This window comes from Mycolicibacterium alvei (genome assembly GCF_010727325.1).
Lineage (GTDB): Bacteria > Actinomycetota > Actinomycetes > Mycobacteriales > Mycobacteriaceae > Mycobacterium > Mycobacterium alvei.
The window spans coordinates 2,582,216-2,601,365 of the sequence record NZ_AP022565.1 but is presented as its reverse complement, the minus strand read 5'-3'; the positions used below and the strand labels follow the sequence as shown (position 1 = coordinate 2,601,365).

Genomic DNA, 19,150 nt, shown 5'->3' with positions numbered 1-19,150 from the left:
TGTGATGGCGTCCAAGACAGTCGACGCAGTCATCTTCGACGGTGACAAGTCGGTGGCGAAGGCGGCTGGCCGTCCGGTGCGATTGATGCCGGGTGGAGTCGCCGGGATCGTCTATAGCGGGTGGGTCTATCCCCTGTATGAGGGGGATGTCATCAATATTGCCGACGACGCGCGGAGTAAGGAGGAATGCAACGTTTTTGTATCGGCTGACGTGGCTATTCCATACGCTCGCAGGCCCGCGTCTGCTGTCGCCGACGGTGCCCTCGGAATCGAAGAGTGGTATTTGGAAACCAATAGATTCGGCCACTACCTCGTTTTCGACGGGTCGGAAGAAGCTGCCGAGCGACTCGTAGAGGCAGTAGACACAATTGGGCTCGGTGTCAGAGGATGGGGCGAGAGCTGGCGGCCCGCAGACAACGGCGAGTTCTACGACTGGTATATCCGCCTCGGGTACAACGGAACTCGGGAAGAGTGCGTGGGCCTGGTCGGTGACCTTATCGCGGAGGACGTTGTCGAGGATTACTACTCAGATCTCGAAGACGTCGACGGCGCGCATTCCGTTGGGAGACGGCATCAGCTGGCGAGCCTGGTTATCGCAGCCTCCAGCAGGTCACTCGACGCCGATACTGTTATGGACAACCTGGAGCCGTTCGACGCGGACCCAGCCTGCGGCGGAGGCTATTTGGCATGGCGCCTGCGCGAAGTGACCGCCCGCCCTGTCTCTTCGCTTGACGACTCTGCCGCGAGCCGGCTGAAATACATTTGCTCTATCGTCCGAGACGACAGGGAGCTCATTGCCCGTTTGATTTCGCGCCACGGCCGTTTCTTGGAGAACCGTCCACATCTCGCCGAGCGCGCACTGGCTACTGAATTCGACAAGGTTGACGTCGATACTTCCTGGCGCTCACCGGATGATGCGCTGCGCCGGGCGCGGGCTAGCCAGACGTTCTTGCGCCATGCTGTCATGTTGACCTTCGGCACCGACGATTGCTCAGAACTGCTACAGACGATGCTCACCCAACTCATGCCGCCTGCGGAGGCGCGTGTCATTGATTCACCACGCAATGTCGCCGCAGCGATCGCCAACCTCACCCGGACGATCACTCTCGTGGACGAACTCCTCGGCGTCGATGATCCCGCAACGCTGTACGCCAAGGGCCGTGCGGAGTTGCTCGCATTGGAGGCAGGTGATTTCGATTTCCTCGCTGCCCTTTACGTGGATGGGTCTCGAACGGCCGACCGAGTGGCCGTGGCGGATCTTCCCTTCGAGGTGCTGCCACCGGGAGAGTTGGTGCAGTCGTTTGTCGATGAAGTCCGCCGTAGCGGCACATTCCATGGCCGGGAGGCAGACGTTCAGCGCACGGCGGTGTTGCTCGAAGTGGCCAAGCGTTTCCCGGACCGGAAGTCGACTGTCCACCGAGGTGCGTTCTCGTCGACGGGTAACGACAACGGCTACGTCGTACTGAGAATGGCGCTGCCAAATAGCACCGACGAAGACGCAATTGCGATCAGCCCTTGGAAGGGTGAACACGCCACATACGTCGTCCGGCACGGGTGTGGCCAACAGTATCCTTGGCCTTCGGTGCTTTCCCGGACGAAGCGGGAGGCCAAGGAACTTGGTGCTCGAAGCCTGTTGTTCCGAGTCGACTTGGATCACAAAATCGACGTGTATGAGGCCATGGTCAGCAAGATTGTTGCCCTGCTCGAATGTGACCGCGACGAGTTCGACAATGGCCAGCTCTACTTCGACTATTCGGATGGCCGCTATCGCGTGCGGGATCCTGATGACTACGACAGGGCGTATTCCATTGAACGCAACCGGAATGGAACGAACGACCAGTATGGAAGTGACGGCTTGGCCAATGTTTTCCGGCGGATCTTGAACTGGTTTGGGTCGTGATGCTTCAGCGGATCTCGACGACACCATCAGCATCGGATACTCGGATAGTTGACTCCGGCGGGGGCAACCGCTCGCAGCAGATCAACGGCGTGTCTGCGATTACCTGACCTCGATCACCGCTGCCGTGCACACCTGTCTCGGGATGGGCGGTCGATCCAATCTGACCCCATGTGGTCTCGGAGCTAGCAGTTGTCGAACTGCCAAGCGCCGTCGATGAATGTCCATGTCCTCGGGTTCATGGAGCTTGCTGGTGTGTTCGGGTCGTTGTCGATTGAGACCACCTGGGCGGATGATCCGTTCACTTTCACTGTGACGCCGGCGTATTGCGGCTTGCGACCTTTAAGCCACTCGTTGAGGAAGGCGTTGTAGCTGTCGAGATCGCCGAGCGTCTGTTTGCACCTCTGCGAGTAGAACTCGTAGGCCGCAGCGGCGTTCCCTCGCGATGCGAATACGTCGAGTTGATGCGCTCGGATCTCCAGTGCTTCTTTGGAATTGGGTACTGCGGCCGTTGTCACGCTGTTTGTTGACTCGGCGCCGAAAGCGGCCTCATAGACCTTGGCTGCCGAAGCCGGGAGGTCGCCGCTGACCCTCAGCAGCAAACCTCCTTTTACGGTCGTCCATTCCGTGCCAAGGATCGGTACGGAGGAATGAATCTGCTGGAGGTAGTCGGACCTGCGGCGAGCCGCGGTCTCATCGGGCCATTGCTCGATCGTGGCTCCGCAACTGGCACCGGGGGAACCCGTGTCGCAATCGGCGCGGGAATCGATCAATACCGTCGCCGCCGAATAGCCGTTCGGCCTACCGAGCAGGTGGTTGGCGTCAGTGTCTTCGTTCAGGTCGACGATGCTCGTAACCTGAGGGACTGCGGCCTGAATCGCTGCTGCTGCGGCGTGCGCATTGGCCGGTTTGGGGCTTGCTGCGACGCTGCTGCCTGTTACTTCTGATGGATGAGCCCCCTCGACATCTCCACTCTGCCATGGCCGCCCGGCGAGAAACGCCCCAACTGCAACGACGACACCCGTCATGACAGTGGCGACGAGAATTCTGGTTCGACGTACCTTCCGATCACGGGCTGGTTGTTTTGCTAACAGCCCGTAGGGCGCAGGCTCCACCGTCGGCCTGGCCGCAGCGATTGTGGGATCTACCGGTCCTGGCGCCCCCGGCGAGTCGATGTGATCAGCGAGTGCGTCGGCGAAGTCAACACAACGCAGGAATCGGTCACCGGCCCGTTTCGCCAGGCCCATTTGCAATATGGGATCAAGTTTCGCGAGTTCAGGTCGCTTTTCAGAGAGACTGGGCGGAATGCTATTGACCTGATGATTGATGACGGCAGCCGCGTTGGAGCTTGGGTACAGGTGTGATCCCGTGAGCAGGTGATAGGCGGTCGCGGCCAGGGCGTATTGGTCGGCCTGGTCGCCGACTCCCTCGCCTAGTAACTGTTCGGGTGCACTATAGGCGAAGGTGCCCACCGTCATGTTTGTGGCGGTAAGGCCGTTAGCCTCGGTCAACGACCGAGCAATGCCAAAGTCTGCTAGATATGCGCGGTGCCTTCCGCTGCGATCGGGATGACTGAGAAGTATGTTGGCCGGCTTGACATCTCGATGCAATAGGTTCTGCTCATGGGCGTAGTCGAGTGCGTTGGCGATCGCGCTTATGATCGCTGACGCCAAGTTGGCCGGCATACCGTCTGGGTACGAGTCGTGCAGCATCCGGGCAGCATCGATGCCGTCCACGTACTGGGATGCAATCCAGAGTTGACCATTGAACTCGCCTCTGTCGTGCACGGTGACGATGTTGGGGTGCGTCAGCCTGGCCGCGAGGTCGGCTTCGCGAATGAATCGCTGTCGGAAGTCCTCATCCAATGAGGCCTCGGGGCGCAGGACCTTGAGTGCGTCTGGTCGGGGCAGGCGTGGGTGTTGGGCAAGGTAGACCTCTCCCATTCCACCGGCGCCAAGAAGTCGCAAGATTGTGTATCCAGCGACGTTGTCACCAATTGCTAGCGGCATCCGCGCATGCTAGCCACAGCTACTTCCATCGCAGTGAACAGGGGTCTGATGCGCGGCGTAGGCGACGCTTTCGGGCACGAAATCTTCCCCGGCGGTCATAAAATTCTGCGATCGATCGGCCGATGCCGTCAATCGCAGCTGGGACAGATTCCGGTCAGGGACAACTGCATCCCGCATCTGCAGAAGCCTGCTTCCCGCCTGACATCACGAACGCTGTCCTCCCTGCCGCGGTACATCCGGTTAGTCGGGTGCTCGACATACCACGTTCCCTTCTGGGAACTGCTCCTGCCGCGGCCGGCCCCGTTCGCCGCCGCTCGGTTGACCTCATCTTCGGAGGTGAAGCCAGTTGTGTAGCCGAAATAGATGTGGAGGTCGGGCAGGCCGTCGCGTCGGATGGCCCTGATGTATCCCTTGCCCGGCTGCGGTACTGCACGGAATTCGACGATGCCTATCGCGTTCACGATCCGACGGATGAACTCGTGGTTCTCGACTGGGATTCGCACCGCGGTCAACGCTTCGAGGAGCGAATCGTGTGGTCGGCCTGCTCTCGTCATCGTCACCCCACCTGACCTATTTTGGCCAGCCAGCGAAGCAATGGTATCGGCGGTCGATCTCCCTCCATGTGGTGCATTGTCTCATCGCGCACTGACACCGATGGGTGAATGGCCAGCCGCCGCACTCAGTGGCAGGAAGCTACATCAAATCCTCGGTGTCGCTCGGGTTTTCCCGCCGCCACACCTTGCTCTTGTCGCGTGCCCGCCCGAGCAGCCCCCCGATCCGGTCGATACCTTCACTTGCGGCGCCAAGAGCCAAAGTTGCTGTGTCACTTGCCACCCCGAGTGCTGCCGTGGCGGTATCGCTCACTCGCTCGACGGCAGCGTTGGCGGCGTCACGAGCGGTCGGCGCCTTGAAGTCCTGCCACTCCTGCATATGCGCGCGTCGCGACTGGCCGAATCGATCGAGGTCGGCGCGAAGTATCGGCAGGCTGCGTTGTAGACCCTGCACCGACCAGAACCGGAAACCGTCGATGGCTTCCGTCTTCGCCACGGCCTCCAGGATTTCACGGGCACGTTGGAACAACGCGTCGTCCTCGACCAGCTGTCGGGCCAGCAGATCGCGCGCGTCATCGAGAACCTGCTGCACGTGCTCAGGTTGAGTAGCCTCAACGCGAGCCAGCCGTAGCCGCTGCCACTTGAACAACGACTCCTGGGCCACCACCAACAGACTCAGTGTCTCGCCGAGCTGGTTGCTGTCGACCGCTTTGACGATGAAATCGGCGCGCTCCTGGATCGGCTTCGTTGCGTCGAAGCTCTTCAACGTCCGATCGGCGTGATGACGGAGCTGCTCCACGGTGCGATTGAGTGCCGGCCCGATCCCGGCAATCGAATCCCAGTCGGCATGGGAGAACGATCCGTGTCGGTCCAGATACGCGGTCATCCGATCGATGGTGACGCGATCACCCAAGACGTCGCCGGACCGATTGGCGTGGGCGAGGCGCAGCACTTCCTCGACCTTGCCCTCGACTCGCTTGACGGATTCTTCGACTTCAGCAATCGCTGACTTGAGCGCCAGTTGCACCGCGACCATCTGCAGCGACATCATGCGCGCCGGGGTGAGGTTGGCGTGCTTCCACTGCAGCTGGCTGACAAATTTCTTGTCCGCACCGCGCGTCATCATCCGGTAGAAGCCGTCTGTTCCTGGGATCAGCCGGCCCTTCTGAATCGCCTTGAGGCTCTCGGGGTGCAGCTGAACGAACTTTGCCGACTGCCCCAGGAACGACGCCGTTCCAGCCGCGAGGCCGGCCACGTTGCCGAGTGCTGTCTTGTCCACCCCCATGACCCCGACCACGTTGCCCGCGGCACCCCGAATGCGGTCGACGTAGGCTTCGATCTCCGATGGATCACCCGCGACCAAAAGTCCCTCGGGCTGTACGGAAACGGCAACCTCGCCGTCGTGCGGAATCACCGCGGGGAGTTCGTCAGGCACGCTGTCCACAGGTACCGGTGTTGTCGGATCAAGCTCGTTCGGCATCTGCGTCCCCTTTTGCTCGCGCTCGGGATTCTAGGTGAGTTCACGTTTTCGCGGGCCGCGGATCGGTATCCGTCTGGCGCATTCGCTAACCGTTTCACTGACGCCGACGGCGGCTCGCTGCAGGCGTCCGGGGGTGGACGCTGGGTGGTCGTGCGCAACGTCGTCGGCGCTGCCCCATCCTTGGTGCTGCCGGAAGGCGGGCTTTATTTCGGCGACATTGAAGCGCTCGTTGACGCCGATGCGCAGCTGGGTCTGTAGGGATGTCAATGCTGTGGGCGCAGCACTCGCGCAACTGGCGGCCGCAATCGTTCGAATTGCCAGTGCGGGGGCCGAAGCTCTGCCCTGTTCACCCAAGCGTGCTGCCCGCGACCGGAGCATGCGACGATTTGTTCACGCGGCCGCTAATCGCAACTGCCACATATTCCTGTCAGCGATAGCTCCATACCGCAGTCGCACAATGTTGCCTTACGTCGGACATCCCGGGAACGCTCACCGCCTACACGAGCCTGATTGACCGGGTGCAAGACGTACCACGTTCCCTTCCTCGAACTGGCTCCTCGGCCCACCGCATCGGGCGCGAGTCGCATGGTCTCCTCTTCGGAGCTGAATCCGTTCGTAGCCCCGTACTCGATGTGTAGATCGCGACCGCCGTCGCATCTTGTGGCCACGACATACGACTTGCCAACGTGGTGAACGACGCGGTACCCGGTGATCCGGGCGGCAGTGGTGGTCGCGCGGATGAACGCGTGATTCTCTGCCGGTATCCGTGCCTCCGACAATGCCGCGATGAGAGAGGCTGACGACTGATCTGATGTGTTCATGGGTTCCCTAGTTCTCCACAGACGTTGTTGCGACCCGCACGGGCTCCCAGCTGTCGCGTACGTATTCGGCGGCCTCCAGCAGTGTTATCGGAGCCTCGCTGCCGTCGCGCCCGGTGTCATCAGTGTCGTCGACCGTCTTTCGTGACGTTTCGATCGAAACACTGAGAATGTCGACCGCCTCGTTCAGCGCCGTGAAGGCATCTTCCGCCGCGATATGTGCTACTGCTTCGTCGATTTCGGTCAGGGCGGCGTCGGTGGCGGTGTCCCTGTCCGCTGACCGCAAGGCCTCTATGGGATTGGCGGACCGCCGCCTCTCCGTGCGGGCGTACCATCCATGCCGCTGTGATTTCCTCGGGCGGCGGAAGCTCGGCAATGGCGTTGAGAAATTCATCAAGGTCGGGCGTTTGCCCCTCCGCGCCGAATGGCGTGACCGTTCCCGTTTCGCTGGCGACGAAGAACTCGGCGAGCTCCTCCTGTCCCTCGGCGGTGGTCCTCGTCACGGTGCCGTGCATGAAGAGCTCGGGACGTTCCTGCTCGGTGACGAGTTCATCGTCCTGTGTGAGCGCCACGTCGCCGGCGTGAAGCAACGGCAGCGGCGAGGCCGGTACCGACATCTGGGCGCGAGCGACGCTACCGCGGATCTGACGTAGGGAAACACGACCAGCCCACCGACTTGCTCGGTGAATTCGTGGACGATCTCCGGTTTATCGCGCGAAACCGGTGCCGGCAGAAAGAAGATGGCCTCACCATCGACCACGAAATGCCCATAGGCATTGCATGTTTCGATTCGGCATCGCACACCGAGTTCGTCGCCCTCCAGGCGTGTGCAGAAACTCACCGCAGCATAGTCGTCGGGGGAGTCTGGCGCGTGTAGCTCTTCTGGCGGCAGGCCCGGGTCGAGAACGTCGGCGGAATCGGAAGGTTGTCGGTGGCCTCTGTCGTTCTGTTCGGTCGTGATGATCCGTCGGCTCATCGGTGCTCCTGGTCGTGCTGAAGATGATCGGGGATGTCTTTGCCGTGCAAGAGTCCCCGGGCCTTGGCTTCTCGTACCAGCCGATCGTGAATCGGCCCCTCATGAGGATCGACCTCCACGACTGTCCCGGTGGAGTTGTAGTAGATGAGCTGGCCAAGAACCTTGTCGCCCTGGACCAATCTGAGAGTGCGATCCTCTCTGTCGCCAGTGGGACCCACGATCGAGACCTCGCTGTTGGCCGTCCGAGCTTTCGCCTCGCCCTGTCGGCGCCGGTGGTTCTCGCGTAGTTCGCCTAGATGGCCGTCGAGCTCGCGGTTCTTCTCGTCACGGCGCTGCGCGCGCTCCTGGTCGAACTGACGGACCTTCTCGATGCCGTCGGCGTAGACCTGGGTCAGCACTTCGGCCGGGATGCCGAGTTGCTCGGCCTCGACGCGGATGGCCTCCATGAGCAGCTGCTCGAGCGGGAGTAAACCGTCGAGCATCAGGGACTTCTTCGGGAAAGGCACCTGGGGATGGCTGATTCCGCGTTCGTCCCACCAGCCCCATGGGTTGTAGTTCGTCGTCATCGGCGCAGCCCTCCTGTCTGCTCGGTGACCCACCGGTTGAGGCCAGTGGACCGATGTCATTAGTTATAGATGCTCGCGCCCAAAGCGCAGGCGGCACGAGAATGGAAACGCACGCAGACCAAGTTGGCAGAGCCTCCGAAACTCTGCCCTGTGCACTCAATCGCGCTGCCTGTGACGGGTATGTGCGACGAGTGCGGCTGAACCGCTTCGTGAGTCATCGCCAGTAAGCTTCCGCTTCCGTAACAACGGGATCGAAGTAACGTCGGTTCGTGCCTTTGTAGAACTGGCCGCCCTGATCGATCAGTGCGGCATCTGCCTCGGCCTCGGGTGCTGACCGCCAGTACCTGACTATGGAGCCTTCACGCAGCTGATGACTGTTGCTCATCTCGACCTTTGCGTCCACAGCCCAACACAATCCCGGCGCGGTAATCCCGTGGACACTCTTACCGTCGCGGCTCGGTCACTTTCGACCCCACACCGCCCCATAGCCCTTACCCGCAGACCCATGGCGTTCCCTTCGGCCGACTTGTCTGCTGCAAGAAGGGGCAATGCTTCCGGGGCAGACCCTGTTACCGTCCAAACTATTGGGCAAGGGGGAACTGATGTGTGTGGCTGATGTGCGGTTGGATCCTCGGCCGTGAACATGATCGCGTTGGTCGCAGTGCTCACCGCGGCGTGCGCTGTCTTCTTGCTGGTAGCGGCTATCCGTTTCGGTCGGGTGGCCAGGCGCTGGCTCGTTATCCTTGCGTTTGCTTGCGGGTTCGGGCTGTTGGCCATGTTGCTTACCGATTGGCCCTTGGGCCTGCTGTCGAAGTTTTGGGCTGATCACTCGGTGTTGAGCGCAGTGTTGAGCTCGTTGCTTCTTGTAGGTGTCGGATTTCTCGCATTCGAGGTGCATGACACTCGTGTGCAGTCCGAGCTCGACGACAATGTCACCGCCGCCGGGATGGGCGGCATCGTCGATCACGTCGTTGACATCGAGGTCGCACTTGCCTTGGCAGCAGCGCCGAACCCGCCAGATCCCGTGCAGTGGGGTGACTGGTCGGCGGACGGCCGCCCGTTGAGGTGGCTTCGGGACCGGCACGAACTGCTCAATCGCGCCGAGGCAGGTGGTCCGTCGCCAACCGATCCCCGTCGCCACGAGCCTGCCGGTCAACTTGCCGATGGAGCGGACTCGTGGCGCACGGACCTACTCGACCAATGTGTTCGGCGTGTGATCGGTGCCTTGCGAGACTGGGCGCATGTCGTGGGCCGATCTCGCAATGGTCAGGCCGCGCTTGTCGATCTGGGAAAGTTACGCAACGAGTTGCTGAAAGTTCAGGCCGCACTCGGCGCGGGGCGCACATCCGAAGCGTGCCGAATCATGGCGCGCTTGCGGCGGGATTGTCGCATCGTCGCTCTCGCCTTGGAGATGCGCAGCGGGGTCGAGCGACCTCGAGCAGAAGTGCTGCGAACTATGGAACCGTTCAACGGCAGCGCCCAATCCGGAAATTGGCTCGTGCGGACCAAAGTGAGGCTCGAGCGAGACACGTGGAAGAGCGCGCGGGCACGAGCCGAAAACGACTTGATTCGAGGACCCGGTCGGGCCTGAAGGTTGAGTAGACCGCTCTGGTTGGACCGGACCAATCAGGGACGCTTCCAGTTCGTCACCGCATGTCATACCGGTCTGGGACACTGAAGTCGAGGATCGGGAAAGAGCACAGATGGAGTCGACAACCACACCGAAGCTTGGCGACGAGTTCGCAGAGGCCATGTGTTACGCGGCAAAACTACATGCGACACAGACTCGGAAAGGCGGGGACATCCCGTACTTCGGACATCTGATGTCGGTGTCGGCACTGGTGATCGAAGCCGGTGGCAGCCAGACGCAGGCGATCGCGGGTCTTCTCCACGACGCCGTCGAAGACCAGGGCGGAAAGCCGACTTTGGACGCGATCGAATCCCGGTTCGGTTCGGCCGTGGCCAAGATCGTGTCCGAGTGCAGCGATACGGACGAGGTACCCAAACCGCCGTGGCGAGATCGCAAGGAACGCTATATCGCGCATTTGCGGGGCGCCTCCGATGATGCCGTCCTGGTCTCGCTGGCCGACAAGGTTGACAATGCCCGGGCGATTCTGCGCGACCTGCGGTTGCACGGTGACCACCTCTGGCAGCGCTTCAACGTCAAGGATCCGCAACAGCATCTGTGGTACTACCGCAGCCTGCTGGAGGTGTTCGAGCAGCGGACCGACAGTTGGCTGGTGGAGGAGCTCAGGTACACCGTCGAGCAGATTGCGGCGCTAGCCGGTCCTGCTGTGCGCACGTAGCTGCGACTGCGACCTGAGCGCAGGCGTAGCGGACCGGACAATGGCGCGAGTGGACTAGTCAGAAGTAGTTTGCGAAGTGGTACTTGACGCCGCTGGACTCGATTGTCCGACCGACTCCGTACGATGCGTCGCCCGACCAGTTACGGGCGAGCACATCGAGGACGTCAGCTCCGGGTTGCCCACCAAGCGCGTTCACCAGGGCAGGCACGTCCTCGGCGGCGATCGTGTAGAAGTACTCGTATTCGCCGTCCGAGCTGATGAATTCGGTGACCGCGCCGAGATCTTGACCGACGATCCGAAGCGTTCCGTTGGAGTCGAGATAGGCATCAAGATTGAGCCAGCTGCCGTCCTCGCGGTGTTCATTTAGCAGGCTCACGTGGCGGGATTCTGCACGCTCGGGCTCGGTTTGATCCATGTCGTTGAGCTCCTACCGGTTTGCTACATCGACGGATATCACAGTAACCGATCCCGCCGGCTCGATCGGGCAGACGCCGGAGCACTCCTGCAAAGACAGGGCGGTGTCCGGGGAGCCGAGCTTTGTCGATGTGGTCAACCCGAAGCCGGGGGAGATCCGCGCCTGGGCATACAGCGGAGCGTGCGAGCAGATGCAGGACTGGGACCTCATCGTCGCTGACGCGGACAACTTGGAATTGCTCCTGGAGCTCGTCGGCGATCAAGCGTGCCGTGCTCGCAAATACCTTCTTGACAGTTTGTATTGCCTGGTCGCCATTCGGACCACACCGACCCGCGGCCGTTGAGAGCCGCCGAGACGGCGCGGAAAGCCACGGATGCGTGGATCGCGACGTGGGGTCGGCGCGTTTGTCTGGTCCCTGAGCATCCGTCCGATTTCAATCGGGCGGACTGGTGTGGCCGGCACGGTTTTCGCGCGAACCCCGACGGATCGCGTCTAAGCAGCTGCACGCATACCAATCAGCGCCCTGTGCGCGACGTGCCTAGGCATTGTCGAACTCCTCTGGCACTTCCAATCTGCTCGGATGCGACCGAAATGGCTCTTGATCCAGCGGCGGGTGGCCACACCAACTGCCTCATGCGTCGCGGATTCGCCGGCTTGTCGGAGGTGTCTGTCATTCTGTCCGGCTGCTTGAACGCAACCAGCGCGACTCAGCGCAAGCAGATTGAACGACGGGAGGCAAGAGAAATGACTCGTGACAGCGGAGGCCGCCGCACGAAGGCGGTCGAACTCGACGACGACCTGTTGGACCGCATCGGGGAGGTGGTCGCCGCTAGCGATGTCATCCAGACGTTGAGCAACAAGCGCACCAACTGGGTGACGTCGTTCGACCGCACGGGCGTGTGGGTGGAAACGGAGCGATCCAGGGCGCGCGCCTCCGGGCCTCAGCTGGTGCCGGCATGGATGGTCGTCGTGGCCTGGGAACAGTTGCGTAAGAACGGAACTCTCAGCCACATCGAGCTTCTGAACGACCTGAAAGTCATGCGATCGGCGTTCGTCTGCGCGTTGCTCGCGCAATTCCCTGATGTGGTGGTCGTGCAAGACCGCCCGGCCGTCCTGGAAAGGATCACCAACTCGTAGAACACGATTCGTGCGCCGAAGCAGGGCTGGGAGCGTGTTGATGGACTCGTGCGTTGCGAGTAATCCGCAGTTATTGCGGATGCCGCAGTATCTGCGCTATAGTTGGTCATGTCGAACTCCTACGAGCAGATTCGCAACCACCTGGCCCACGCAGAAGGCGCCGACACTGCTGCTGAAGCCCTACAACACTTGCGGCACGTTCTGACGGAGGTCGGAAAGTTGCTTGACGAACAGCTTGCCCGTGCCGTTGTCGACGACGAAATGTCAATTGCGGCAGCCGGAAAGAGTGCCGGCCTCACCGAAAACGCCGTTGGGCCACGCCTGGCGAATACCGCCAGGCTTGCTCCATACGCAACAACTGAACGCCGCGTCACTGCCGAAGACGTCAAACGCGCCCGCAATGACAAGTGGGCCAATAACCCGCTGCCGCCGGCAGCTACACCCGAACCGATGCGGTTCAAACCGCGCCGAAACACCAAGCGCTCCTAATTTTTCCGGAAAGGACCAATCATGACCAACCCGAATCTCAGCCACCTTGTGTTCCTGCTCGACCGGTCCGGGTCGATGCAATCGATCAAATCCGACGTCATCGGCGGATTCCACGCCTTCCTCACCGAACAGCGCGCCGCCGACGGTCAGTGCGTCGTGACCCTGGCGCAGTTCGACGACGAGTACGAGGTCGTCTACCGTGGCGTTCCGCTGGGCCAGGTGCCGCAGCTCGACCTGTCGCCACGTGGGTGTACTGCATTGCTGGATTCGATGGGCAAGCTCATCACTGACACAGCTGCCGAGATCGATGCGCTGCCCGAAGATGACAAGCCGGGAACGGTGGTCGTGGCGATCATGACCGATGGTTTGGAGAACGCGAGCGTCGAATGGCAACGGCCGGCCATCAAATCCCTTGTCGAGCAACAAACCAACCAGCACGGGTGGGAGTTCCTCTACATGGGCGCTGATCAAGACGCTGTGGAGGTCGGCGAGGGCTTGGGCGTCAAAGCCGGGCAGTCTGTGTCCTACGCACGAGGGAAATCCCGTGAGGCCTGGGTCGCAGCATCGGGCAACGTCCGTAGGTACCGTGGCGCGAAGCTCGTGGACGAGGACGCCGCAATGCCCGAGTTCACTCCGGATCAACGCACCGAGTTGTCCGACGGGTAGCGTGCTGGCGTCGAGCGGGGAGATCAGCACCATGTCGTACCCGCATAGTTAGATCTGGGATCTGGGCATGGACGAAACCGGGAATTCTGACAACACGTCGGTGAAGGGGTCATCGTGAGCGTCGAGGTGTTTCGGGATCGGGACGACGATTACCTGACGTGGGTGGAAGCGCACAGCGCCGGTTACGTGATCAACGTCGGACGAAGTCTGAGCGGTGTCGCCAAGCTGCATCACGCGGCATGCCGCACGATCATCAGCAGGCCACCATTTACTGAGTCATACATCAAGATCTGCTCAGCTGCGCTGCGTGACTTCGACGATTGGGTTCTGGGCTACCCAGGCGTCGACCTGTCCTCGTGCGGGACGTGCCAGCCACCCGCGTACAACGCTTCCACCGAGGATTCTGTGCCGGCCCAACAGGTTCTGTCAGCGCCGGAAGCCGCAGAGGCTGAGCTGAAGTCGACGGCAACGTATGAGTGGGAAATCGACGGACCCGGGGCCGGCAAGCGGTGGGTCCGGTTGTGGACCGACCGCTACATTCCGTACGAGCGGCTCACCGATGATCAGCGGGCCGCTCGCGCAGCGCTGCGGGCTAGGGTGCGATCCCTAACAGCGGCGCCCGGTGAAATCCTGCACGCAAGTTTCGCAGGCGTCACACCCGATGGGATGGACGTGGAGAACGTGGTGCTCTACAACATCGACGGCACCGCGGGCGGGTGCTTCCAGCCAGGCACCCGGCACGGAGTCCGCATTGAAACGGCAAATGCGTTGCACGGCAATGCGCCGTCTGGTCGATCACGTGCGTGCTCCTACGAGTATGGACTGACGAGCCCGGACAGCGGATTCACCCATTGGCGGCCCACACGGCCACTGGCTCGCTTCACGGAATCCGATCTTGGCGAGTTCCCGTCCGCCAAGCGATTGGAACAGGTCTGGCTCGCTATTCGGCACACCAAAGACGTGCACGTCGCCGACACCCCTATCGCCGCGTCGGACCGGGTCGCGATCCGCCTCACCCTCAGTTATCCGTGCTCGAGAACGGCAGGGGCCAACCCCGAAGTTGTCAAAGCACTCATCGACGCCACCGTCGCCGCGTTCCAGTGCCACCGCGACAGGACATCGGTCGACGAGATCGGCTCTCGACTGGCCCGCACCACAGGCAAGCCGGCAGATCTGATCAAGCAATTACTGCTCGACGGCAGCCATGCCGTCCTGGGCGCCACGGATCGGCTCGTTTACCTCCGGGGAGCGGGGGTGCAGTGGAATCCGGCCGACCATTTGGTGGTGGCTGCGCAGGTCGTATGTCGGCCGGTGCCCGAGGCCACATGGTCGCTGTCAGGCGAGATCCACGCGGTTGAACCGGTGTCGTGATGCCTAGGTAGCTGAAGGTCTAGGACTTGCAGCTACAACCACGTCCTCCTGGCCCAATCATATTCTCCACCAGTGCGGTTCACCTGCGAGAATAGGGCGATGCCCGACGAACCGCGCTTTGTCGATGTGGTCAACCCGACACCGGACGAGATCCGCTCCTGGGCATACAGCGGAGCTTTTGAGCCGATGCAGGACTGGGATCTCATCATCGCGGACGTGGAGAACCTGGAACTGCTCCTGGAGCTGATCGGCGATCAATCGTGCCCGTCCCGGAAGTACCTTCTTGACAGCTTGTATTGCATATTCGGCCATTCGGAGCGCACGGACACACGCCTGTTGACAGCTGCCGAGACGGCGCGGACAGCGCCGGATACGTGGATCGCAACGTGGGGTCGGCGCGTTTGTCACGTCGCTGAGCATCCGTCTGATTTCAATCGTGCGGACTGGTGTGGTCTGGACGGTTTTCGCTCGAACCCTGCCGGATAGCGTCTGCGCGGCCGCACGCGCACGCCCGCTCAGCGCGTTGTGCGCGCCGTGTCTAGGCATCGTCGAACTCTTGTGGCACTCCGGATCTGGTGCGAATGTGGCAGAAGTGGCTTGTAGTCCAGCAGCACGCTGGCCGCGCCAACCGCACCCCCGCGTCGCAGATTCGCAAGGTTGTCGGTGGGCTCTGTCATTCTGTGCGGCTCGCGTGTGCGAGCAACCATGAACAACGGATGGAGCACATACGATGACTACCTACTTGGTCAAGACGGCCGCGACCCTGCATGGCGAGGCGAGCCGCACGATGACGAGAAAGAACCTTCTCGGCGCCTTCGCCGTGGGCATGCTGTTGTCATTCGGTGGCGCTGCCTTGTGGTCCGTCAATGCCACCACTGAGGGATTCGACGTCGCCGCACCGTCAGTGCAGTTGGCCGGCGCCGTCACCAGCATCGAACAGCACGACGAGCCCCATGTTCGAGCTCTCTCCGGACCCATGGTCCCGTTGGAACCCGTCTCGACGGTGAGTCAGCGCAACGCGGTGCGCGCCGCCAAGGACTACCTCGACGACACCGCCTTCTCCCGGCAGGGCCTCATCGAGCAACTGGAGTACAGCGAGTTCTCCACCGCAGACGCGACTTTCGCCGTCGACAGCATCACCGTCGACTGGAACGAGCAAGCCGCAAAAGCTGCGAAGGACTACCTGGACTATTCGGCGTTCTCCCGTGGCGGCCTCATCGGCCAACTCGAATACGCCGGGTTCACCTCGGCCCAGGCCGCCTATGGAGCCACTGCAGCAGGGCTGTAGCACTTGCTCAACCGTTGTCGGTGGTCGGTGTGATACTGAGCGGCTCCCGTGAGCACCGGCCTTGCCGGCTGCGGGAGTCGCTCTGGCCCAGGAAAATCAATGGCAGCAGTGCGTCGCATGGACGAGTATCTGGAGGTATGTGGTGAGCAACAATAAGAGCTCCTCGGGCGTGGGTGGCCTGATCTTCTTCGTCTTCGTGCTCATCGCGTTGGTCCCGAAGCCGGTGTGGATCGCACTCGGCGTCGTCGCTGTGGTGTCTGTGGTGGGGTGGGCCGGCTACAAGATTGTCGTTGCACTGGAGCAACGCAGCTATGAGGCGCAGGAACGCGCTCGTATCGAGCAGGCGGCACTGGCTGCGGACGCCAAACGTCAACGCGAAGAACGGGTCCGCAAGGAGAAGCAGCGGCGCATCGATACACTCGGCAAACAGAACGCCGCGCTTGTGGAGTCCGCGCTGATCGCGGTGAAGCAGGTAACCGCGTCCGAAGCCGCCCGTGCCGGGTGGCTGGGTGACGTCGACTTCAGCGCCGACATCAAGGCGATCACCGACAACTTCGAGAAGGCGCACGCGCTGCGTGGCGTAATCGGAAAGTTGTCGGCATTGGACAAGCCCAGCGCCGAGGACCGCAAGATTCTCGCTGAGGCCAAGACCACTGCCGCCAACTTGGAACTCGTGGCGATCGAACGGGTGGAACTCATCGGCAAATGCGCCAAGGAAGCCCAGCTCATCGACAAGTCACTACGCACCGAACGCGAGGATGCCAGGGTCGCCGAACAACGCGCCGAGCTGCACGCGAAGCTGAGCGGCATGCTCTACGGCATTGAGGCCACCCCAGAAGCCTCGCAGCAGGATTCGGCGGTAGATGGGGTGATGGCGCGCGTGCAGGCCTATCGGGAGATCAAGAACCAGATTCAACAAGCCCGTGACGGGGGAGCCGCGTAGCTGCGGCGCGCGCCGAGGACGCCAGCAGTCACCGGGCCGTCGTCCCGCGGACCCATCCCGGCAGGAACCCGATGTCCAACCGCGCGCTCGTCTTATAGCCCGACCACGTCGCAATCCCCGGCGGTTGGCTCGCGTAGACCCCGCGGGCCGCAGCCACCACCCGGTTGTATTCGGTGGGCCAACGGATTTCGCTGGCGATCTGCTCCAGCTTCGCCTGATCGCGCCCCAGCACCTCCGTGACGATTTCTACCGCCGGCAGCGCGTGCCGTTTGTCGGTGTTACACCGCGCGCAGGCCAGCACAAGGTTGGCCAGGCCGTCGATGCCCACCAGCGACCACGGCAGCACATGGTCGATCGGGTTGTCCGCGGGCAGGTGCGCCTTGCAGTAGAAGCAGTGCGGCGTGAAAGCCTCCTTGAACGGCTCCCGCACGGCGGCGAGCGCGGTGCGGTCCCGGCCGAACAAGTGGCCGGCGATATCGGGCACCTCAGCGGTGAGGAACTTGTTCATCCGTCGCACATCGTCGACCCACATGATCTCCAGGGCCGGTTTGAGGAGTCCGGCGAGCCGGGCCAGGCCCGTCGCCACCCCGGGCATCAACTCGATCGCGTCACCGTGGGCGCGCAGCGTCCGGCGGGAGACGTTCGAGTGCAGAAAGCTGTCGTCGTAGAGAAACGGCTCGTTGGTAGCAGCGCCCGGGAGGCGCTGCAGCCGGTACAACGGTTGTTGCGCCAGGCAGAGGCCGATGTCATCGATGGACGCCCGATAGACCTCCGGTGCGGTCGTCATCGCGACACTCAGCGATGAGCCGGTCGCAGCTGAACGTAACGCCCTGGCGGCGCGAGGGATTCGTTCGCGTTCACCGGTGGACTGCCGAAGGTCGTGGCCCTCGAACGGCCGCACCTGGCGCCAGTACAACTCCAGCACCCGGTGCGCGAGATCGGGGATGGGGACCGTCAACGAATCAGACGGTTGGTCCGGCAGGTTCTCGATGCAGTGGTCGATGAGCGCCATGAGGGTGGCCAACTTGTACGTCGCCACCCGGGCACCGGTCTCTAAGATCGCCACCACGCGCTGACCGAGCAGCAGGGGATCGATGGCGTCAGGCACGAAACCTTGTTACCACGGCGCGGTCAGTCGGAGTGCTCGATACTGAGATCGACCCTAGCTCCACATCTGCGGCCGGCGCGGCCGTTGGTATTCGTCGTGAGATTCGAGCACATGGCCGTGTTCGTCTTCGGCCCACCACCGCTCGAACGTTCCGCCCCGCTGCGTGATCACCCGATGCAGCTGCACGAGAACGTATTCCTTGGTGCGGGCGACGGCTTCTTTCGGTGTCGCCTCGCGCTCATACCCCTGCACCGCGAGGTCAACCGTCCCCGTGTCGGAGCTCATGTAGAACGTGACCGTCCCGCGAACACGCTGCAGTTCAGCCGTTTTCGAACCACGGATGATGCTTAGCGGCCACCGGGCACATGGCTCACGCCTTCGGTCGGTCATGGTCTCCTTCTCTTTATCGGCGTTCAGTTGAACGAGGCCACGAGCGCCGAGTGGTCGGTCTCGCGGGCAAGCCGCGGTGCGTGGTCGAATTCGCACGCCACCACACGCTCTGCGAACTCCGGCGCGGCGAAGATGTAGTCGAGGCGAAATCCGTTGTCGCCGGGGCGGCTGAACCATGAGTACTCGCGGGCGGTCGGGTGCAGCGACCGCCACACGTCGGTGTATCCGGTGGCGATCAGGCGACCGGGCGTCTCCGGGCCGATGAACTTCGTCCCCTTGGGTTCTTTGTCGAGATCGTTGTTGCCCGTGTTGAAGTCACCGATGAGGAGGTCGACGCCGCTGCGGCGGGCACGGTCGATCAACGCCTCCCAATAGGGCAGCTTCGCGTGGGCCTGCGGCAGGTAGACGCCGCAGACGAGAGTCCCGTCGAACTCCGCGCACCACAGGTGCCGGCCGGGCAGATCCCGGGTGAAGGGCGCCGCCCGGTCGATGGGGCTGCGGGAAGCGATGAGCACGGTGTTCTGCTTCGGCTCGGCCATGGGATGCGTGGTCGTATATCCGGCGTCTTCGAGCTGGGCGACCAGAGTGGTGCCCGCCTCGTTGGCCCGGAACTCGGTCACGACGAGCAGGTCGGCGTCATAACCGAGCAGTCGCGTGCTGAGTGCGTCACTGAACTTGCTGCCACCGTGGCGGATGTTCAGTGTCGCGATGCGGATCGTCATGCCGGGGTCCTCTCGCTC

At 62.3% G+C, this 19,150-nt stretch carries 21 protein-coding genes; 12 read left to right on the top strand and 9 right to left on the bottom strand.

Annotated features, from left to right (window positions below):
- Nucleotides 1-4 precede the first annotated feature (4 nt).
- Nucleotides 5-1,900: a hypothetical protein gene (locus tag G6N44_RS12595; RefSeq protein ID WP_163664413.1), complete on the top strand. Its 1,896-nt coding sequence runs from the start codon at nt 5-7 to the stop codon at nt 1,898-1,900.
- Nucleotides 1,901-2,082: 182 nt separating this feature from the next.
- On the opposite strand, the gene G6N44_RS29870 is transcribed toward G6N44_RS12595, so the two are convergent.
- The 3 genes from G6N44_RS29870 to G6N44_RS29480 form a co-directional block, all read right to left on the bottom strand.
- Nucleotides 2,083-3,906: a serine/threonine-protein kinase gene (locus G6N44_RS29870; RefSeq protein ID WP_163664411.1), complete on the bottom strand. Its 1,824-nt coding sequence runs from the start codon at nt 3,904-3,906 to the stop codon at nt 2,083-2,085.
- Nucleotides 3,907-4,599: 693 nt separating this feature from the next.
- Complete coding sequence (locus G6N44_RS12585) at nt 4,600-5,937, bottom strand: hypothetical protein (protein ID WP_163664409.1); 1,338 nt, start codon at nt 5,935-5,937, stop codon at nt 4,600-4,602.
- Nucleotides 5,938-6,765: 828 nt separating this feature from the next.
- Complete coding sequence (locus G6N44_RS29480; protein ID WP_235683014.1) at nt 6,766-7,041, bottom strand: hypothetical protein; 276 nt, start codon at nt 7,039-7,041, stop codon at nt 6,766-6,768.
- Nucleotides 7,042-7,048: 7 nt separating this feature from the next.
- On the opposite strand from G6N44_RS29480, the gene G6N44_RS29475 reads away from it, so the two are divergent.
- A complete protein-coding gene (locus tag G6N44_RS29475; protein ID WP_235683013.1) occupies nt 7,049-7,408 on the top strand; it encodes a hypothetical protein in 360 nt (119 codons plus the stop codon).
- 319 nt (nt 7,409-7,727) lie between these two features.
- On the opposite strand, the gene G6N44_RS12575 is transcribed toward G6N44_RS29475, so the two are convergent.
- Entirely contained in the window at nt 7,728-8,297 is a 570-nt protein-coding gene (locus G6N44_RS12575; protein WP_163664407.1) for a hypothetical protein, read from the bottom strand.
- 214 nt (nt 8,298-8,511) lie between these two features.
- On the bottom strand, nt 8,512-8,700 hold the full coding sequence (locus G6N44_RS12570) for a hypothetical protein (RefSeq protein ID WP_163664405.1): 189 nt from the start codon (nt 8,698-8,700) through the stop codon (nt 8,512-8,514).
- A 234-nt stretch (nt 8,701-8,934) separates the two neighbouring features.
- Between G6N44_RS12570 and G6N44_RS12565 the strand changes: the two genes are divergently transcribed.
- A complete protein-coding gene (locus G6N44_RS12565; protein WP_163664403.1) occupies nt 8,935-9,888 on the top strand; it encodes a hypothetical protein in 954 nt (317 codons plus the stop codon).
- A gap of 112 nt (nt 9,889-10,000) precedes the next feature.
- Nucleotides 10,001-10,603 carry an HD domain-containing protein gene (locus G6N44_RS12560; protein WP_163664401.1) on the top strand — a complete coding sequence of 201 codons (603 nt, stop codon included), beginning with the start codon at nt 10,001-10,003 and terminating at the stop codon, nt 10,601-10,603.
- Between the two features lie 58 nt (nt 10,604-10,661).
- Here G6N44_RS12560 and G6N44_RS12555 read toward each other — a convergent pair whose 3' ends face one another.
- Nucleotides 10,662-11,018 carry a hypothetical protein gene (locus G6N44_RS12555; protein ID WP_163664399.1) on the bottom strand — a complete coding sequence of 119 codons (357 nt, stop codon included), beginning with the start codon at nt 11,016-11,018 and terminating at the stop codon, nt 10,662-10,664.
- Here G6N44_RS12555 and G6N44_RS12550 point away from each other — a divergent pair.
- The 8 genes from G6N44_RS12550 to G6N44_RS12515 all read left to right on the top strand — a co-directional run bounded on the left by G6N44_RS12550 (nt 11,017) and on the right by G6N44_RS12515 (nt 16,912).
- The gene (locus G6N44_RS12550) at nt 11,017-11,361 is read left to right on the top strand and encodes a hypothetical protein (protein WP_163664397.1); all 345 of its coding nucleotides are present in this window, start codon (nt 11,017-11,019) and stop codon (nt 11,359-11,361) included. The two genes, G6N44_RS12555 and G6N44_RS12550, sit on opposite strands and share 2 nt — an antisense overlap.
- A 248-nt stretch (nt 11,362-11,609) precedes the next feature.
- Nucleotides 11,610-12,155: a hypothetical protein gene (locus G6N44_RS12545; RefSeq protein ID WP_235683012.1), complete on the top strand. Its 546-nt coding sequence runs from the start codon at nt 11,610-11,612 to the stop codon at nt 12,153-12,155.
- A gap of 108 nt (nt 12,156-12,263) precedes the next feature.
- Entirely contained in the window at nt 12,264-12,644 is a 381-nt protein-coding gene (locus G6N44_RS12540; protein WP_163664394.1) for a hypothetical protein, read from the top strand.
- Between the two features lie 21 nt (nt 12,645-12,665).
- Nucleotides 12,666-13,310 (top strand): vWA domain-containing protein, encoded by a 645-nt coding sequence (locus G6N44_RS12535; protein WP_163664392.1) that lies wholly within the window; start codon nt 12,666-12,668, stop codon nt 13,308-13,310.
- 114 nt (nt 13,311-13,424) lie between these two features.
- Nucleotides 13,425-14,681 (top strand): hypothetical protein, encoded by a 1,257-nt coding sequence (locus G6N44_RS12530; RefSeq protein WP_163664390.1) that lies wholly within the window; start codon nt 13,425-13,427, stop codon nt 14,679-14,681.
- Nucleotides 14,682-14,780: 99 nt separating this feature from the next.
- The gene (locus tag G6N44_RS12525) at nt 14,781-15,167 is read left to right on the top strand and encodes a hypothetical protein (protein ID WP_163664388.1); all 387 of its coding nucleotides are present in this window, start codon (nt 14,781-14,783) and stop codon (nt 15,165-15,167) included.
- Between the two features lie 244 nt (nt 15,168-15,411).
- Nucleotides 15,412-15,969, top strand: a complete 558-nt coding sequence (locus G6N44_RS12520) for an Ltp family lipoprotein (RefSeq protein ID WP_163664386.1) — start codon at nt 15,412-15,414, stop codon at nt 15,967-15,969.
- 142 nt (nt 15,970-16,111) lie between these two features.
- Entirely contained in the window at nt 16,112-16,912 is an 801-nt protein-coding gene (locus G6N44_RS12515) for a hypothetical protein (RefSeq protein ID WP_163664384.1), read from the top strand.
- Between the two features lie 28 nt (nt 16,913-16,940).
- On the opposite strand, the gene G6N44_RS12510 is transcribed toward G6N44_RS12515, so the two are convergent.
- From G6N44_RS12510 to G6N44_RS12500, 3 genes are all read right to left on the bottom strand, one after another.
- A complete protein-coding gene (locus tag G6N44_RS12510; protein ID WP_235683011.1) occupies nt 16,941-18,020 on the bottom strand; it encodes an HNH endonuclease in 1,080 nt (359 codons plus the stop codon).
- 54 nt (nt 18,021-18,074) lie between these two features.
- On the bottom strand, nt 18,075-18,305 hold the full coding sequence (locus G6N44_RS12505; RefSeq protein WP_163664382.1) for a hypothetical protein: 231 nt from the start codon (nt 18,303-18,305) through the stop codon (nt 18,075-18,077).
- 128 nt (nt 18,306-18,433) lie between these two features.
- Complete coding sequence (locus G6N44_RS12500; RefSeq protein ID WP_163664380.1) at nt 18,434-19,132, bottom strand: endonuclease/exonuclease/phosphatase family protein; 699 nt, start codon at nt 19,130-19,132, stop codon at nt 18,434-18,436.
- Nucleotides 19,133-19,150: the final 18 nt, after the last annotated feature.

Excerpts from the sequence above, each read along its gene's own strand:
- G6N44_RS12545 (WP_235683012.1), top strand. The coding sequence starts at position 11,610 with ATGGCTCTTGATCCAGCGGCGGGTGGCCACACCAACTGCCTCATGCGT.
- G6N44_RS29475 (WP_235683013.1), top strand. The coding sequence starts at position 7,049 with ATGGGATTGGCGGACCGCCGCCTCTCCGTGCGGGCGTACCATCCATGC.
- G6N44_RS12520 (WP_163664386.1), top strand. The coding sequence starts at position 15,412 with ATGACTACCTACTTGGTCAAGACGGCCGCGACCCTGCATGGCGAGGCG.
- G6N44_RS12505 (WP_163664382.1), bottom strand. The coding sequence starts at position 18,305 with ATGAGCTCCGACACGGGGACGGTTGACCTCGCGGTGCAGGGGTATGAG.
- G6N44_RS12555 (WP_163664399.1), bottom strand. The coding sequence starts at position 11,018 with ATGGATCAAACCGAGCCCGAGCGTGCAGAATCCCGCCACGTGAGCCTG.
- G6N44_RS12575 (WP_163664407.1), bottom strand. The coding sequence starts at position 8,297 with ATGACGACGAACTACAACCCATGGGGCTGGTGGGACGAACGCGGAATC.
- G6N44_RS12500 (WP_163664380.1), bottom strand. The coding sequence starts at position 19,132 with ATGACGATCCGCATCGCGACACTGAACATCCGCCACGGTGGCAGCAAG.
- G6N44_RS29870 (WP_163664411.1), bottom strand. The coding sequence starts at position 3,906 with ATGCCGCTAGCAATTGGTGACAACGTCGCTGGATACACAATCTTGCGA.
- G6N44_RS12540 (WP_163664394.1), top strand. The coding sequence starts at position 12,264 with ATGTCGAACTCCTACGAGCAGATTCGCAACCACCTGGCCCACGCAGAA.
- G6N44_RS12595 (WP_163664413.1), top strand. The coding sequence starts at position 5 with ATGGCGTCCAAGACAGTCGACGCAGTCATCTTCGACGGTGACAAGTCG.
- G6N44_RS12585 (WP_163664409.1), bottom strand. The coding sequence starts at position 5,937 with ATGCCGAACGAGCTTGATCCGACAACACCGGTACCTGTGGACAGCGTG.
- G6N44_RS12560 (WP_163664401.1), top strand. The coding sequence starts at position 10,001 with ATGGAGTCGACAACCACACCGAAGCTTGGCGACGAGTTCGCAGAGGCC.
- G6N44_RS12550 (WP_163664397.1), top strand. The coding sequence starts at position 11,017 with ATGTCGTTGAGCTCCTACCGGTTTGCTACATCGACGGATATCACAGTA.
- G6N44_RS12525 (WP_163664388.1), top strand. The coding sequence starts at position 14,781 with ATGCCCGACGAACCGCGCTTTGTCGATGTGGTCAACCCGACACCGGAC.
- G6N44_RS12535 (WP_163664392.1), top strand. The coding sequence starts at position 12,666 with ATGACCAACCCGAATCTCAGCCACCTTGTGTTCCTGCTCGACCGGTCC.